Source organism: Acinetobacter sp. YH12098, from assembly GCF_013419235.1.
GTDB lineage: Bacteria > Pseudomonadota > Gammaproteobacteria > Pseudomonadales > Moraxellaceae > Acinetobacter > Acinetobacter amyesii.
Genome location: NZ_VPAO01000010.1, coordinates 72,731 through 88,100, shown reverse-complemented (window position 1 = coordinate 88,100; position 15,370 = coordinate 72,731). Strand labels below are relative to the sequence as shown.

Here is a 15,370-nt window from a genome sequence, read left to right as displayed (position 1 = left end):
AGAGGAATTGCCACAAGATACGATAAGCTAAAACGTAACTATCAAAGCGCTGTTGCTTTAGCTTGTATATTTATATGGTTGCCTCTTTAGCTCAATTTATCGGCTGTAAATGTCAACACACCCTAATAGTGTAGCGCAGAAACATTAAAAACTGGCGTTCAAGATTATTTCTACTATTTTTCCTGCAAGTTGGCTCGGTGTTCAGTATAAAATAGCAATATATGGTGTTTATTAGGTTGTTCTATGTTTTTGGAAAAAATGCTGCAATCACAAGGTTTTGGTTCGCGTAAATATTGCCAACAGTTGATTAAAAATGGTGCGGTCGAAATACACGGTGAGATTGTAGATAATCCAAAGCAAAAGCTGGACTTGAATGATTTAACTTACAGTGTGCATGGACAGGACTATACCTATCGTGAGCATGTTTATATCGCGTTAAATAAACCTCAAGGTTATGAATGTTCGCATCAGGCAACCCATCATTTTAGTGTTTTTGAATTATTTGATGATGTGCTGTTAAATCGTGGTCTGCAATGCGTCGGGCGACTGGATCAAGACACCACTGGACTGTTGCTGCTCACGGATGATGGTCAATATCTACAAGCGCTTACACACCCTAAAAAGCATGTTGCCAAAGTGTATTCGATGCATACCGCAGATCCTGTGACACCTGAGCAAATACAACAATTAGAACAAGGCGTGGAGCTTCGAAACGAAAAAGGCATTTTCGCTGCAACCGATGTACAGCTATTGGCTTCACATCAATTGCAAATGACTGTCCATCAAGGGGTATATCATCAAGTGAAGCGGATGTTGGCGGCTGTCGGCAATAAAGTTGAAACATTACATCGTGCTCAAATAGGACAATTAAAGCTTGAAGATATTGCTGAGGGTGAATGGATCTATTTGAATGCAGCGCAAATTGAACAATCGAAATTTCGTGAAAATCTAAATTCACAGTAATAGGTACAGGGCTTTGATACGTCATCATTTGAAGGATGAATGTGCGGTATTAAAGCCCTTTAATATGTCTGCTATCTACTGATCGAAAGATTCGTTTCTAATATGCGTTGATGATGTATTTTAATGCTGAGCAATGCATTAGCGAATAAAGTAATGATAAGTTTGAAATTCATCGTCTTTAATGAAGCCCATCGATTCATAGAGCTGATGTGAGTGATAGTTATTTTTTTGAGTTTCGAGGCTGATTCGAAGCGCGCCTTCATGTTGAGCAAAGAGAACCGCAGTATCGATCAATTGTTTGGCTGAACCTTGACGACGATATATAGGGCTGACATAGACATCATCTAAAATATAGTAGGTTGAACAAGCCACAGATGAAAAGCCCAAATATAGTAAGATAAACCCAGTAATCACATCATCTTTTAAGCAAATAAAAATTACGCTTTCATTATTTTCAAAACGTTGTCTTAGAAATTTATATGAAATATCAAGATTAGAAGAGGTGCCATAAAATTGGCGATATTCATCAAATAAAACAGCAAGTGGATGAAGGTCTGCTTCTGTTGCGCGTCGAACGATCATTTTTTTCTATACTCCATGCTATTTTTATCAGTCTTGCATGAAGCATATCGAATTTTCGAAATTGGTTGATTTATAAATTGTTTATAAATGCGACAGTGTTAAGTTTTGTCACCTTCACCCAAAATTGCATTGAGCTCTTCAAACAAGTCGAGATGATCATCATCTAATAATGGATCATTATTTAAAATTTCTAATTCCGCAGGGCTAATTTCAGTGGTTGAAATGGCTTGAGCTTCTTGTTGTTTTAATTTACGTAACTTAATCAATTGTTCAATATTGATATTTTGGTTTTCAATAGAGAAGGGGATCGATTTGGTTAAAACAACTTGTTTAAAGAATAGACGTACAGCCTGTGCAGGTGTAATGCCTAATTGCTTAAACACGGCAAAGGCCTGTTTCTTTTCCTGTGAATCGAGGCGGATTTGGTAGACTTCAGTTTTTCTCATATTCTTAGAAAGCTTTAAAATACTTAACTTTTCGCATTTATTCTAATCAAAACTGTTATAAATTCAAGAAAGTTTGGCAGTATTTTATCAATTTAATGTAATGACAATAGATTTACAGTGTCAATTCATAGGCAGAACTGAATTGAAAAGCCTGCTCTGTCACAGGATCGATAAACTCAAGCTGTTTCGCAAGTAGTTGTAAAGGTTGGCTGAAATCGTCATCTGCCTTATGTTGTACTACTGGATAAAAGGGGTCGTTTTGAATTGGAATGCCCAAAGCATTTAAATGTACACGAAGTTGGTGTTGCTTGCCGGTATGGGGATTTAATTCATACTTAGCGCGGTTTCCATGCTGCTGGAGGAGCTGAATGAAGGTTTCACTATTAGGCTCACCATCTACCAGTTGCATTGTATAAAAAGGTTGACCTTTTTCCATACGATAGCGAGTTGTCATCGGGAAATTTAACTCATCTCGATAAGCTGCAATCGCATGATAAGTTTTTTGAACTTGGCGCGTGGCAAACATCTGTTGATACAGCCCACGGCTTTCGACACATTTGGAAAACAGCACCACGCCTGCAGTTTCACGGTCTAAACGATGAATCGGCGTTAGCTGTTCAAGCTGCGTTTGCTTTTTGAGTCGAACCAATAAGGTTTCTTGTACATACTGACCGGTCGGACTCATGGTGAGAAAATGTGGTTTATCGGCCACAATGAAATGATCATTTTCAAATAAAATCTGATGTTCAAAAGGAACATGGATTTCATGCGCTAAGAATCGATAATAATAAACATGACGATTGGCTTCAAAAGGACTGTCTAGTGTTAAAACGTCACCATTTGCGGCATAGACCAATCCATCCTTAAATCGTTGTTGCCACTCTGCTGCTAGGATATGAGGAAATTGCTCACACAAATATGCATAGACGGTAGAGGCATGTGTGTGTTGACCGTCAAGGAAGACTTTGCTGGCATTGACACCATTGATCATCGGGGGGGTAAATTCAAAACTGTGCATGAAGAAAGATCTAAAAACTGAGCAAATAAAGCAGAGAACACATCATGAAAAATGCTCAATCTGTAGTGTGAACATATCCATTTTAGCCAGTGCGATGCTATCATATTTAATTCTTATGTACATGTTGTGAGTAATATGCAGTATTCATTCAGTCTGGAACTTAATAGTGAAGTCGATACCCAAAACTTAGCTACCGTACTGGCGACGCATTTTACGACGGGTGTAGCGTATTTAATTGGTGACTTGGGTGCAGGAAAAACCACGTTAACCCGTTATTTTTTACAACACTTGGGTCATCAAGGTGCGGTAAAAAGTCCAACCTATACATTGGTTGAACCTTACAATATTCAAGGACAAGATATTTTTCATTTTGACTTATATCGTCTCAACGACCCCTATGAGCTTGAACTCATGGGCATCCGTGATTATTTAGAAACGCAGAACGCCCTATTTTTATTTGAATGGCCATCAAAAGGGGGCGACGAAATCCCTGCGGCTGATTTAATTATTAATATTGAAAAGTCTGCGGATGAAACCACCCGTACAGCGACTTTAAGCTCTACTTCAGAAACTTTGCAAAACGCTTTGGAGCAAAAATTTAACCATGCTGAATGAAATCAGTGCCCGCCGCATTCGAACGCTTGATCCTGCCTTAGCCAACCAAATTGCCGCAGGGGAAGTGATTGAACGTCCTGCTTCTGTGGTCAAAGAATTACTGGAAAATTCCATTGATGCAGGGGCGACTGAGCTGATTGTTCGTATTGAACAAGGCGGCAGTACACTGATTGAAATAATAGACAATGGTCGGGGCATCCACCCTGAAGATCTACCTTTGGCGGTCATGCGCCATGCCACCAGTAAAATCCAAACTGCTGAAGATTTGCATGCCATTGTAAGTCTAGGTTTTCGTGGGGAAGCCTTGGCTTCGATCGCTGCGGTGTCTCGTTTGACATTGACCAGTAGCCAAAATGATGACGGTGTAGGCTATCAGGTCGAAGTAAATGGCACTGCATTTGATTCACAAGAAATTCAGCCTGTGGCAGCGACGCAAGGCACCACCATTCGTGTGCAAGATTTATTTTTTAATGTGCCTGCACGGCGTAAGTTTCTCAAAAAACCGGGGACTGAGTTTGGACATATCGAAGAAATTGTCCGTCGTTTGGCACTGACCCATTTTGATCTACGTTTTGTCCTTGAGCATAACAATAGTATTAAGCTGAACTTGCCTATTGCAGACAGTGGCGCGCTGCGTTTTCAGCGGGTACAACAATTATTAGGCCGTCAATTTACTGAAAATGCGTACTGGATAGATGCTGATAGCGTCAATATGCGTCTCAGTGGTTGGTTAGGCCATCCTTCAGATGCACGTGCGCAGGCCGATATGCAATACGTCTATGTGAATGGACGTATCGTAAAAGACAAGACCGTTTCACATGCACTTCGGATGGCTTATGACGGTATTTTGCATGGACATCAACATGCCGCTTATTTGTTATTTATGGAAGTTGATCCTGAAAATATCGATGTGAATGTGCATCCGACCAAGCATGAAATTCGGTTTCTAAATCAACGTGAAGTACATGAGTTTGTTCGTCATTTTGTCAAATCGACATTAGCGCAATTTCAAACCGCGACCGCCGAATTGTCAGCTGCAATGAAACTTGATGGGCAGGCACACGAAAATATTATTCCGCAGCCGCGTCATCAGGAACAATTTTCATTACATCAACCTCAGCCAGTTGCAGAGCAAGGCACAAATTTTGTCAGTCCAGAGATCGCAGGCGGGCTTACTGATTTTAGTTCGCCAACTGCTGTGCAATATGCGTCAAATCATGCGTCAACAGGGCAAGAAGGGTATACACAGCAAAATTCAAATGTATCGATCAATAGCGCCGGATATCAGTCAAATATAGCGGGTTCCAGACAGCTCAATAATGCATTGCAAAGTTATTTAGCGCCTTTACGTCAAACTGAGTCTACAAATGATCTTGATACTTCTTTGGCTGAACATATTCAGCAGAAAGTCGATGAGCATCCTTTGGGGATTGCCATTGCGCAATTGCATGGTATTTATATTTTGGCCCAAAACACCGAAGGTTTAATCATTGTTGATATGCATGCGGCACATGAGCGCATTGTTTTGCAACAAATGAAAACGGCTTGGGATAAACCTGAGTTTTGGACATCGCAGCAATTGCTGATTCCTAAAGTCGTGAGCATCAGTAGGATGCAAGCGATGCGCGTCGATGAGCTCAAAGAACAATTGGCACGCCTAGGTTTAGAAATAGATCAATATGGCGATGAGCAAGTTATTGTCCGAGGTGTTCCTGCCATTTTGCATAAAGCAGACTTTGATGCGTTGATCCCAGATTTATTAAATGATTTAGACCCAAGTGATCAGGTTGCAGGGTTACTACAAAAGCGCGATCAAATATTGGCAGGCATGGCCTGTCACGGCGCTGTACGCGCACACCGTATTTTAAGTCTATCTGAAATGAATGCATTACTGCGTCAGATGGAACAAACTGAATTTGCCAGCCAATGTAACCATGGACGTCCGACGTGGCGTGCGTTTCCATTGGCACAGCTAGATAAACTTTTTGCTCGGGGAGAGTAGTTTTACATGTCAAATCAATTGCCGGTCATCAACTTAATGGGACCAACTGCAAGCGGTAAAACCGCCTTGGCATGTGAATTATACGAGCAAGGTGGATTCGAATTAATTTCAGTCGATTCTGCTTTGGTTTTTCAGGATATGGATATTGGTACGGCCAAGCCGAGTAAAGCTGAGTTGGAGAAATATCCACATCATTTGATTGATATTATCAGTCCGCTAGAAGTGTATTCGGCAGCAAACTTTGTGGAAGATGCCTGTGTGCTGATTGATGATATGCATGCACGAGGTAAAACACCGATATTAGTCGGTGGTACGATGTTGTATTACAAGGCTTTATTGGAAGGGTTGTCTTCAAATTTACCAAGTGCAGACTATGCTGTACGTGCTGAAATTGAAGCCAAAGCTGAGTCGCAAGGTTGGGATGCTGTATATGCAGAACTGTGCAATGTAGACCCATTGGCAGGTGAAAAATTTAAACCGAGTGATAAGCAACGAATTATCCGTGCGCTCGAAGTTTTTAAGTTAACCGGTAAACCCATTACTCAGTTACAAGCTGAGCAACCTAAAAACGTACCATACCGATACAATTTTCATAATTACGCATTATTGCCCGACCGATTAGAATTACATGAGCGTATAGCTCGACGTCTAAAAATAATGTGGGAAATTGGATTTTTAAATGAAGTGAAAGCTCTCATTGAAAAATACGATTTAGATGAAAATTTACCCTCTATGCGCTCAGTTGGATATCGTCAAGCTTTAGATTTTTTGAAAAATAGTGATCAAAGTAGCGAAAAACAGCGTGAAATGGAGGATAAGGCACTTTTTGCAACACGACAACTTGCAAAACGTCAATATACTTGGTTAAGATCTTTGCAAGAAACGCATAAATTTACTACATATTTAACTGCGCAGCAGGCTCAAGAAGACTTGCGAAAGTGCTACGGATAAAGCAAAATTTACAGACTACCTTTTTGATAATTTTTAATTGAAAAGTAAAGGTAGCTTTTGCGCTGATTTTTATTATTTTTTGGAGTTATAACATGTCTAAAGGTCAAACTTTACAAGATCCGTTCTTAAATTCTCTCCGTAAAGAACGTATTCCAGTGTCGATCTTCCTTGTAAACGGTATTAAATTGCAAGGTCATATTGAATCTTTCGACCAATACGTTGTTTTATTAAAAAATACTGTAAGCCAAATGGTTTACAAACACGCTATTTCAACTGTTGTTCCAGCACGTAACCCACGTCCTGCTGGTGCTCAAGGCGCTGCTGGCTTCGGTGGTCAACAAGGCGGCTTCGGCGGTGGTCAACAAGGCGGCTTCGGTGGTCAAGGTGGCTTCGGTGGTCAAGGTGGCTTCGGTGGTCAAAGTGGCTTTGGTGGTCAAGGTGGCTTCGGTGGTCAAGGTGGCTTCGGTGGTCAAGGTGGCTTTGGTGGTCAAGGTGGCTTCGGCGGTCAAAGTGGCTTCGGCGGTCAAAATGCTGGTTTTGATGGCGAAACTAAATTTGAAGATGCTCAAGACGACGAAAACAACAATCGTTAATTGAGTTAAAAAAACCTCCCAAATGGGAGGTTTTTTTTGCCTATAAAAAGAGTAGATGGTTTAAATACTGGTTTTTTAATAATTACTACAACTAATAATTACTACAACGCTGAATAATGATAAGAATCGACATAAAAAACCAGCCGAAGCTGGTTTTTTGTTTATTCACTTATTTCTTTTTACGATCTAGAGCAGGGTCTTTAATTTCAACATAGGCATTGTTGCGTATTTCACGTAACCAGCTGTCCAGTTCAGTGTCAAATTGACGCTCACCTAAAATCTGACGTGCTATACGTTCTTGTACTTCATGTGTCATGTCTTGTTGACGTGTATCTGTTACTTGCAGGATGTGCCAACCAAACTGAGATTGGAAAGGTTTGCTGATTTCACCTTTCGCTGTTGATTTCATCATCGCTTCAAATTCTGGAACCATAACACCAGGGCTAACCCAACCTAAACTACCACCATTGGCAGCAGAACCGGTGTCATTCGAGAACGTTGAAGCCAAGACAGCAAAATCTTCACCTTTTTGCAGGCGGTTATACAAGCTGTCTATCATTTGTTTTGCGTTTTCAGGACTCACCACTTCAGAAGGTTGAATCAAGATATGGCGAGTTTGGTATTGAGGAACAATGGCTTTTTGTTCGCCACCTTTACGGTCGACCAATTTTAAAACATGAACGCCATCACGTACTGAAATCAGTTCGGTGGTTTGACCAACTTGCAAAGGTGCTACACGTGCAGCAAGTTCATCTGGAATATCAGATAAGTTGCGGAAGCCCATATCTGCACCGTCAACTTTAATGTCTTTGGTGCTGTATTTGTTGGTAATCGCTTTAACATCGTTACTTGCTGCCAGTTCTTTGCGAATGTCTTCAGCGATTTTAACGGCATTATCACTGCTAGCAACGCGTACATGTAAGACATGAACTTGATTACCTAGCGCAGCTTGACCTTGTGGTGAACTTAAGAAGTTTTTCACATCTTGGTCACTGATTTGAATACGAGAAGTGACCAACTGTTGGCGTAGGCGTTGTAAAGCGATGTCTTCAGCGATACGTGCACGTAAACCTGCATAGGTATTTGGTGCAACAGCATCTAATTTTTGCTGAAACGCTTCTAAGCTTGGAGAGCCGGCATTTTTCGCAACTTTAAGTACGGCTTCATTGAGTGATTTTTCATCCGCTTTGACGTTATAGCGTTTCACTTGTTCAAGCTGTGCTTGGCGCGTAATCAGCTGTTCTAAAGCTTGTTGCTGCAAGTATTCGGTCGGTGGGATGGTTTGTTTTTTTGCTTGAAGTTGGTGAGTAATTTCGGCAATGCTTTGATCAAGATCACTACGTAGAATCACGCTATTGTCAACGACAGCTACAATTTCATCTTTAGGTTGCGCAGCAGCAAATACAGATACAGAAGTCGATAGGCAAAGTGCCAAGGCTGACGCTTTAAAAATTTGTTTTAACTGTTTTGTCTTCATTAACGTTCTGTCCAAGATTGATTAATATTGTTAAAACCCAACACTCGGTTTTCAAGCAAAGAGGTTAATTTATTGTTGAAGCCACCTAAACCTTTTAGGGTGAACTCCGCCATAATGGCACGTTTTGGTTTAACATCTGAAGATGTTACATCATCTAAATTGTTATAGTACGAACGACCATAAACTGAAACACCCCAGCAGCATGACTCGTAGTTCACACCAAGTAAATATTCACGCGCAATACTGTTGTCGAGGTCATATTGTGCATGACCGATAATACGCCAGTTATTGTGTATAGGTTGAATAAACGATGCTACTGCTTGGTCATAGCTGTCTTGGCGGTTCGGAATGTCTTTACGATAGAAATAACCGACATTGTATAAATTGCCTTTATTTCCTGTGTAATACATTTGAATATCGCGCTGAGCATTATCACCATTCGCCATCCATGCAGAATTGGCATTGACACTGATGCTGTCAGATAGTTGGCTAGAAATGCTCACGACAGGGCCGGTATGGCGTTCGGTATCAAATTTATCAGAGACGTTGTTCAGTGTGACACGACGGTCTTCAAAATAGAAACTTTGACCAACGCTAGCTTTTAAACGCTCAAGACCAACATCATCAAATAAACTATAGCTCAAGCCTAGAGATGCGAAGTTGTTGTCTTCTAAACGGTCATTACCATAGAAGCGACGTGGGCTAAATAACTGGTCATAGTTAATTGACGCTGTGGTTGAGTCAAAGTTCGGGTTAGTGTCTTGGTTTTTGTATGGAGAATACGCATAGAAGAAGCGTGGCGTTAAGGTTTGTAGATAACGACCTTCGCGCTCCATCACAAGACCCGCATCTAAAGTAAATTGCGGTACAATGACCGATTTACTTTCACTACTAGAGTAATTGTTATTTGTATTGGCGCGATCAACTGTATCTTGGTCATAAATCGTGTTGACGTTACGAATAGACACTTCTGGGATTACAAAAGACCATGGGTTGCGATAGTTATAACGCACACTAAAGTCGTTATAAATACGCGCGCCGCTTGGCTCATACATTGTCGCATCACTATTGTTTTGCGGAATATTATCGCCACTTAGGTTCTTTTTAAAATAAGCCGTATCGTTGTTAAATTCGTACTGTAAGCCGAGAGGATTACCAGTCTTGTAGTTCAGTAGGAATTGCGGCAAACGCGCATACGGACGGTCTTCATCACTGACAGTTTTATCCAGTGTTTGGAAGTCTTCAACTTTGAGCTGTGCTTTTAGCCCAGGGATACCATTTTTATAATTGAGTTCCCATGCACGGCGTAAGTTCAGGTCAGTTTTTGAGTTTGGATTGTTATTGAGATCTGAGAAATAGTCTTTATCAGATGCATAATTGTATTCTAAATTTGTCGTGAATTGATCGTTAATTTTCCAATTATGTAGGAAATGTAAGTCTTTACGATCCTGATCATCATACTTTTGGTCGGATGGTAAATAACCCCCCCACACCATCCCTGAACCAAAGTTTTTGGTCAAATAACGGAATTCACCTTCCATCATTGCGCCACGGTCTGCAATATAACGTGGTGTTACTGTAGCATCATAGTTTGGCGCAAGGTTTAGGTAAACTGGTACTGCAAGTTCAATACCGCCATCATTGGTAAAACCAAAGCTTGGGGTCAAAATACCTGTGGTACGGCGGTCATCAATCGGGAAGTTGAAGTAGGGTACAGCCATCACAGGAACATCTTTTACATAAAGTGTTGTCCCCTTGGTTTCGCCACGACCGGTTTCTTGATTCAGCTTAATTTTGTCTGCTTGAATTTTCCACGTTGGTTTTTCATCGGGTGGACAGGTGGTATAAACCGCATTTTCTAATTCAAGGGTTTCGGTTGAAGTACGTGAAATTTTCTCAGCGCGACCGTGTGCATGCTGCTGTTCAGCAATAAAGAAACTGTTATTTAAATCACCCTGTTGGGTTTTTAAATTGTAATCAATCGAATCACTTTGCGAAATCAGCCCAGACTGTGCCATTTGCACGCGGCCAGAAGCATTGGCATAAGTTTGGGTTTTATCAATTTTGATTTGATCGGCACGAATTTGACGACCTTCTTGGTCAATCAGAACATTACCTTCAAGAATGGAATCGCCATTCGGGTCAAAATGACCATAGTCTGCGGTAATGGTAGAGGTTGCGTCTTCAGGTGCGACCGCTTTTGTTGTTGGAGCAACAGGGGTAATCCACGTGCCTGTACAAAACGCTGAACTTAATTGATTGGTGTTGCGAATCTGTGCTTCAGGTGCAGATTTATCGACATAATATTGTTCGAAGAACTGCTGCCCCGGATAAGCTTCTGAAATGCTTTGTTTGAGTTGTTCTGTATCGTCATCCGTGGACGGGTTTGAAACAGGTGCTGCATAGCTTGGTAACGAGCTACCACATAGAAGGGTTAAGATCGCAGTCGCTAAAGGATTAAATTTAAACTGATGCTTCATTTGTCTCATTAACCAGGTATGCTTAATCGCAATTAATTATTGTCGCATCATAGAGAAAAAGTTGATAAGTAGCTACACTTAGCACTTTAAAAACTCAGCCTGTATTAGAATTTATCGCAAATGAATACACAACGTGAACAATTGATACAAACATGGATTTCATCTGTACTCGGTTCAGATCAATTTGAAATTAACTTCTTAGCAGGCGATGCAAGCTTCCGTCGTTATGCACGAATCAAATTGAATAATAAAACATTTATGCTCATGGATGCACCACCAGAAAAAGAAGATTGTGCTCCTTTTGTGTCGATTGATGAATTTTTTGATGCACATGGCGTGCGTGTACCACATATCGTGGCCAAAGACCTTGATCAAGGCTTCTTATTGTTAGAAGATTTTGGTGATGTTTTATTGTCTACGTTGTTGAATGATCAAACCGTAGACGCACATTATGCTCAAAGCTTTAAACAGTTGATTCAATTGCAGTCAATTGATGGAACTGCTCATTTTCCTGCATATGCCTATGAAAAGCTGATTTCTGAAATGGAGCTGTTAACCGATTGGTTATTGCCATCTCTACAAGTGCAGCCTACTGAAGAAGAATCGGCACTCATTAAACGTACCTTTGCTATCTTAGCCAATGCTGCATTGGCTCAGCCTCAAGTGATTGTGCATCGTGATTTTCATAGCCGTAATTTGATGGTACTAGATGGTGAGCAAGATCAGGGCGTGATTGATTTCCAAGATGCTGTGATTGGTGCAGATACTTATGATTTGATCTCAATCACACGTGATGCCTATGTGCAGTGGAATGCAGATCGCGTTTATGCATGGTTTAAGACGTTCTATGATTTGCTACCTGCATCGGCAAAAGAAGGTCGTAGCTTTGAGCAATTCAAACAAGACGCAGACCTCATGGCGATTCAACGGCATATCAAAATTTTAGGTATTTTTGTGCGCTTATTTGAGCGTGATGGTAAGTCGGGTTATCTCAAAGATTTGCCGCGTGTGATGTGGTATTTACTTGAAGAAAGTAAACCATATGCAGAATTACAACCTTTTATGCAATTTATTCAGGCTAAAGTATTGCCGAAATTTGAAGCCAAATACGGCACTTATGAGGTTGTTGCATAATGAAAGCCATGATTTTAGCGGCTGGTCTCGGAAATCGGATGCGCCCTTTAACATTGTATAAGCCAAAGCCTTTGCTTGAAGTGGGTGGAAAACCACTGATTGTTTGGCATATAGAAAAGCTAAAAAAAATTGGCGTAACTGAAATCATCATCAATTCTGCATGGCTTGCAGATATCCTGATTGGTACTTTGGGTGATGGTTCGCAGTTTGGTGTGAATATTCGCTGGACACGTGAAGCGGAAGGTCTGGAAACAGCTGGTGGTATTATTAATGCCTTACCTTTGCTTGGGACAGAACCGTTTATTTTAGTCAATGGTGACGTTTGGACGACCTACGATTTTTCAGCCTTGCTCAATGTTGAGCTAAAAGATGACTTGGCACACTTGGTCTATGTGACTAACCCAACGCAACATCCAAAGGGTGATTTTATCTTGGATGCAGGGCGTAGTTATACCTTTGAGCAAGAACATACAGGCGAGGCACTCACCTATAGCGGGATCGCAGTTATACATCCAAACATGTTTGATGGATTGGAAGCGGGTAAGCGTCCGCTCGCACCATTATTGAAACAAGCCATGTTGGATGGAAAAATTTCTGCAGAGAAAATGCAAACTGCGTGGGTTGATGTTGGCACACCTGAGCGTTTAAGTGATCTAGATCTACAGATTCGCCAAGGCATGTACGATTAAGTGCATATTCGCTAAGCGTTAGCTACTGTTCCACGGCTTAGAAATCGGTATACTTCAGTTAATTTTTATTGAGATGTCTTCTTTATGCATCCTTTTTTTCAAGACTTAAAGCAAGGTAGTCAAAAGCTTGGCTTAGATTTGAGTGAAGAAGCATTAAATCTATTGCTGAAATACCAAGATGCCCTAGTGCTGTGGAACAAAGCGTATAACTTGACCGCTATTCGTGATCCTAAAGAAATGTTAGTTAAGCATTTATTGGATAGCTTAAGTATCCTAAATGATTTGCCTGTAGGTCGTTTATTGGATATCGGTACGGGTGGTGGCATGCCGGGCATGATCATTGCACTGTGTCAGCCTGAACGTGAATGTGTGCTTTTAGATGCCAACGGTAAAAAAATTCGATTCTTAAAACAATTTATTGCTGACTTAAAACTAAAAAATGTCATTGCGGTACAAACACGTGTCGAAAATGAAGACAGCATTAATGAACTGGGGCAGTTTGATGTGATTACCAGTCGTGCTTTTGCATCGTTAACGGATTTTGTGGATGCGTCTAAACCGTATATGCATGCGCAAAGTATTATCGCGTCGATGAAAGGCTTAATTCCTGAAGAAGAAGTTGAAACACTAAAAAGTGATTTCAAGATTGATATCGTTGCATTAAAAGTTCCACGACTTGATGAGCAGCGTCATTTAATTTTTCTTAAACGTATTTAAAATTTTCAAAGGACTGGGGTTACCATGGCTCAAATTATTGCGATTGCAAACCAAAAGGGTGGCGTAGGTAAAACCACAACGGCTGTGAACTTGGCTGCATCTTTAGCCATATTAAAAAAACGAGTTTTACTTGTGGACATGGATTCACAAGGCAATGCCACGATGGGTTCGGGCATTCAAAAAAATGATTTGTTGTATTCAGTCACGGATGTCTTACTTGGTGAAGTGCCGATTGAAACCGCTATTTATAAAGCGGAAGTGGGCTATAAGGTTTTAGGTGCAAACCGTGACTTAGCTGGCGTTGAGCTTGCAATTGCAGATCAAGACGGTCGTGAGTTTATTTTACGTGAAGCATTGGCAAGCGTCGAAAAAGACTTCGACTATATTATTGTCGATTGTGCACCAAGTTTAAGTTTGATCACTGTCAATGCACTTGCAGCGGTACGTGCTGTGCTTATTCCAATGCAGTGTGAATATTATGCCCTAGAAGGTTTGGCTGACCTAACCCAAACCATTGACCGTATTCAGCAAGCTTTAAACCCAGATCTAGAGATCGTGGGTGTGCTTCGTACCATGTACGATGCGCGTAATGCCTTAACACGTGATGTGTCTGCTGAGCTTGAACAATACTTCGGTCAGAAACTTTATGACACGGTCATTCCGCGTAATATTCGTTTGGCTGAAGCGCCTGCGCACGGTTTGCCAGTGATTTATTTTGAAAAAAGCTCGAAGGGTGCAGTTGCTTATTTGAACTTGGCAGCTGAGATGTTAAAAAAAACCAAAGTAAAAAAAGGAACTAAAGCATGACCGTAAAAAAACGCGGACTGGCTAAAGGTCGTGGTCTGGATGCCTTACTCGGCTCAATCCAAAAAGAAAAACTACAGCTCGAAGCAAAAGCTTTAGATCATGGACAGTTAAAACAAATTGATGTGCATTTATTGAAACGTGGTGAGTATCAACCGCGTCGTTTCATTAAAGAACAAGATTTACAAGAACTTGCTGCATCGATTGAAAAGCATGGTGTCATGCAGCCAATCGTCATTCGTCCTGTCGAAGATGAAAAGCATCCCTACGAAATTATTGCTGGTGAGCGTCGTTGGCGTGCGGCTCAGCTTGCAGGTTTAACCGAAGTTCCTGCCATTGTTCGTGACTTGAGTGATCAAGTGGCAATTGCATTGGCATTGATTGAAAACATTCAACGTCAAGATTTGAACCCAATCGATCAAGCCATGGCTTTGCAACGCTTCCATGACGAATTTGGTTTAAGTCATCAAGAGATTGCTGACACGGTCGGTAAAGCACGTACCACGATTAGTAACTTGCTACGCCTCTTGTCTTTAGCGGATCAAGTCAAAGACTTTATGCAGCAAGGTTTGCTCGATATGGGGCATGCACGTGCGATCTTGACGTTAAAAGCCAAAGATCAGCTTAAAGTTGCTGAAATGGTGATTGAAAAAAGTATGTCTGTACGTCAAACCGAACAATTTGTTCGTGATTTGAATGCACCAAAACAACAAAAAGCTAAACCAATTGTTTCATCAGACATTCAACAACTGACACAACGTCTCTCTGATCGTTTCAGTGCAGACGTGAAAATTGATCATAATAAACAAGGGAAAGGCAAGCTGGTGATTAGCTACCATACTCTTGAAGAGCTAGATGGCATTTTAAATATTTGTCTAGCTGAATAATTTTTAAATTCG

The 15,370-nt window shown here is 40.9% G+C and carries 15 protein-coding genes and 1 pseudogene; 11 read left to right on the top strand and 5 right to left on the bottom strand.

Translation table 11 applies throughout. The annotated features are described in order from the left end of the window. Both FTU38_RS04605 and FTU38_RS04600 read left to right on the top strand, forming a co-directional pair. Nucleotides 1–90, top strand: a pseudogene (locus FTU38_RS04605) (IS5/IS1182 family transposase); the annotation flags it as partial. 153 nt (nt 91–243) lie between these two features. Then, nucleotides 244–963 (top strand): pseudouridine synthase, encoded by a 720-nt coding sequence (locus FTU38_RS04600; protein ID WP_180007350.1) that lies wholly within the window; start codon nt 244–246, stop codon nt 961–963. A 138-nt stretch (nt 964–1,101) separates the two neighbouring features. Here FTU38_RS04600 and FTU38_RS04595 read toward each other — a convergent pair whose 3' ends face one another. The 3 genes from FTU38_RS04595 to FTU38_RS04585 all read right to left on the bottom strand — a co-directional run bounded on the left by FTU38_RS04595 (nt 1,102) and on the right by FTU38_RS04585 (nt 3,009). After that, nucleotides 1,102–1,545 carry a GNAT family N-acetyltransferase gene (locus tag FTU38_RS04595; protein ID WP_180063143.1) on the bottom strand — a complete coding sequence of 148 codons (444 nt, stop codon included), beginning with the start codon at nt 1,543–1,545 and terminating at the stop codon, nt 1,102–1,104. Nucleotides 1,546–1,643: 98 nt separating this feature from the next. After that, nucleotides 1,644–1,991 carry a type II toxin-antitoxin system RelB/DinJ family antitoxin gene (locus tag FTU38_RS04590; RefSeq protein WP_078189014.1) on the bottom strand — a complete coding sequence of 116 codons (348 nt, stop codon included), beginning with the start codon at nt 1,989–1,991 and terminating at the stop codon, nt 1,644–1,646. Nucleotides 1,992–2,103: 112 nt separating this feature from the next. After that, nucleotides 2,104–3,009, bottom strand: a complete 906-nt coding sequence (locus FTU38_RS04585; RefSeq protein ID WP_180110658.1) for a pseudouridine synthase — start codon at nt 3,007–3,009, stop codon at nt 2,104–2,106. A gap of 135 nt (nt 3,010–3,144) precedes the next feature. Here FTU38_RS04585 and tsaE point away from each other — a divergent pair, with 135 nt between their 5' ends. From tsaE to hfq, 4 genes are all read left to right on the top strand, one after another. Beyond that, nucleotides 3,145–3,624, top strand: a complete 480-nt coding sequence (tsaE, locus tag FTU38_RS04580; protein WP_180110657.1) for a tRNA (adenosine(37)-N6)-threonylcarbamoyltransferase complex ATPase subunit type 1 TsaE — start codon at nt 3,145–3,147, stop codon at nt 3,622–3,624. After that, on the top strand, nt 3,614–5,626 hold the full coding sequence (gene mutL, locus FTU38_RS04575; protein WP_180110656.1) for a DNA mismatch repair endonuclease MutL: 2,013 nt from the start codon (nt 3,614–3,616) through the stop codon (nt 5,624–5,626). The genes tsaE and mutL overlap by 11 nt, the downstream gene beginning before the upstream one ends. Before the next feature lie 6 nt (nt 5,627–5,632). Continuing rightward, nucleotides 5,633–6,577: a tRNA (adenosine(37)-N6)-dimethylallyltransferase MiaA gene (gene miaA, locus FTU38_RS04570; RefSeq protein ID WP_180007346.1), complete on the top strand. Its 945-nt coding sequence runs from the start codon at nt 5,633–5,635 to the stop codon at nt 6,575–6,577. Between the two features lie 92 nt (nt 6,578–6,669). After that, nucleotides 6,670–7,170: an RNA chaperone Hfq gene (hfq, locus tag FTU38_RS04565; protein WP_180110655.1), complete on the top strand. Its 501-nt coding sequence runs from the start codon at nt 6,670–6,672 to the stop codon at nt 7,168–7,170. 169 nt (nt 7,171–7,339) lie between these two features. On the opposite strand, the gene FTU38_RS04560 is transcribed toward hfq, so the two are convergent. Together FTU38_RS04560 and FTU38_RS04555 are read right to left on the bottom strand one after the other, a co-directional pair. Then, nucleotides 7,340–8,647, bottom strand: coding sequence for a peptidylprolyl isomerase (locus FTU38_RS04560; protein WP_180007344.1), 1,308 nt, complete (start codon nt 8,645–8,647; stop codon nt 7,340–7,342). Then, nucleotides 8,647–11,127, bottom strand: coding sequence for an LPS-assembly protein LptD (locus FTU38_RS04555; protein ID WP_180110654.1), 2,481 nt, complete (start codon nt 11,125–11,127; stop codon nt 8,647–8,649). The genes FTU38_RS04560 and FTU38_RS04555 overlap by 1 nt, the downstream gene beginning before the upstream one ends. Nucleotides 11,128–11,247: 120 nt before the next feature. Between FTU38_RS04555 and FTU38_RS04550 the strand changes: the two genes are divergently transcribed. The 5 genes from FTU38_RS04550 to FTU38_RS04530 all read left to right on the top strand — a co-directional run bounded on the left by FTU38_RS04550 (nt 11,248) and on the right by FTU38_RS04530 (nt 15,358). Then, complete coding sequence (locus FTU38_RS04550) at nt 11,248–12,261, top strand: aminoglycoside phosphotransferase family protein (protein ID WP_180110653.1); 1,014 nt, start codon at nt 11,248–11,250, stop codon at nt 12,259–12,261. After that, entirely contained in the window at nt 12,261–12,950 is a 690-nt protein-coding gene (gene murU, locus FTU38_RS04545; protein WP_180110652.1) for an N-acetylmuramate alpha-1-phosphate uridylyltransferase MurU, read from the top strand. The genes FTU38_RS04550 and murU overlap by 1 nt, the downstream gene beginning before the upstream one ends. Nucleotides 12,951–13,034: 84 nt before the next feature. Then, nucleotides 13,035–13,667: a 16S rRNA (guanine(527)-N(7))-methyltransferase RsmG gene (gene rsmG, locus FTU38_RS04540; RefSeq protein ID WP_180110651.1), complete on the top strand. Its 633-nt coding sequence runs from the start codon at nt 13,035–13,037 to the stop codon at nt 13,665–13,667. A 24-nt stretch (nt 13,668–13,691) separates the two neighbouring features. Further along, a complete protein-coding gene (locus FTU38_RS04535) occupies nt 13,692–14,474 on the top strand; it encodes a ParA family protein (RefSeq protein WP_078188958.1) in 783 nt (260 codons plus the stop codon). Beyond that, nucleotides 14,471–15,358 carry a ParB/RepB/Spo0J family partition protein gene (locus FTU38_RS04530; RefSeq protein WP_111885065.1) on the top strand — a complete coding sequence of 296 codons (888 nt, stop codon included), beginning with the start codon at nt 14,471–14,473 and terminating at the stop codon, nt 15,356–15,358. Before FTU38_RS04535 ends, FTU38_RS04530 begins: the two co-directional genes overlap by 4 nt. Nucleotides 15,359–15,370: the final 12 nt, after the last annotated feature.

What these genes read in the sequence shown, in the direction of transcription:
- FTU38_RS04600 (WP_180007350.1), top strand. Translation starts at nt 244, where the DNA reads ATGTTTTTGGAAAAAATGCTGCAATCACAAGGTTTTGGTTCGCGTAAA.
- FTU38_RS04595 (WP_180063143.1), bottom strand. Translation starts at nt 1,545, where the DNA reads ATGATCGTTCGACGCGCAACAGAAGCAGACCTTCATCCACTTGCTGTT.
- FTU38_RS04590 (WP_078189014.1), bottom strand. Translation starts at nt 1,991, where the DNA reads ATGAGAAAAACTGAAGTCTACCAAATCCGCCTCGATTCACAGGAAAAG.
- FTU38_RS04585 (WP_180110658.1), bottom strand. Translation starts at nt 3,009, where the DNA reads ATGCACAGTTTTGAATTTACCCCCCCGATGATCAATGGTGTCAATGCC.
- tsaE (WP_180110657.1), top strand. Translation starts at nt 3,145, where the DNA reads ATGCAGTATTCATTCAGTCTGGAACTTAATAGTGAAGTCGATACCCAA.
- mutL (WP_180110656.1), top strand. Translation starts at nt 3,614, where the DNA reads ATGCTGAATGAAATCAGTGCCCGCCGCATTCGAACGCTTGATCCTGCC.
- miaA (WP_180007346.1), top strand. Translation starts at nt 5,633, where the DNA reads ATGTCAAATCAATTGCCGGTCATCAACTTAATGGGACCAACTGCAAGC.
- hfq (WP_180110655.1), top strand. Translation starts at nt 6,670, where the DNA reads ATGTCTAAAGGTCAAACTTTACAAGATCCGTTCTTAAATTCTCTCCGT.
- FTU38_RS04560 (WP_180007344.1), bottom strand. Translation starts at nt 8,647, where the DNA reads ATGAAGACAAAACAGTTAAAACAAATTTTTAAAGCGTCAGCCTTGGCA.
- FTU38_RS04555 (WP_180110654.1), bottom strand. Translation starts at nt 11,127, where the DNA reads ATGAAGCATCAGTTTAAATTTAATCCTTTAGCGACTGCGATCTTAACC.
- FTU38_RS04550 (WP_180110653.1), top strand. Translation starts at nt 11,248, where the DNA reads ATGAATACACAACGTGAACAATTGATACAAACATGGATTTCATCTGTA.
- murU (WP_180110652.1), top strand. Translation starts at nt 12,261, where the DNA reads ATGAAAGCCATGATTTTAGCGGCTGGTCTCGGAAATCGGATGCGCCCT.
- rsmG (WP_180110651.1), top strand. Translation starts at nt 13,035, where the DNA reads ATGCATCCTTTTTTTCAAGACTTAAAGCAAGGTAGTCAAAAGCTTGGC.
- FTU38_RS04535 (WP_078188958.1), top strand. Translation starts at nt 13,692, where the DNA reads ATGGCTCAAATTATTGCGATTGCAAACCAAAAGGGTGGCGTAGGTAAA.
- FTU38_RS04530 (WP_111885065.1), top strand. Translation starts at nt 14,471, where the DNA reads ATGACCGTAAAAAAACGCGGACTGGCTAAAGGTCGTGGTCTGGATGCC.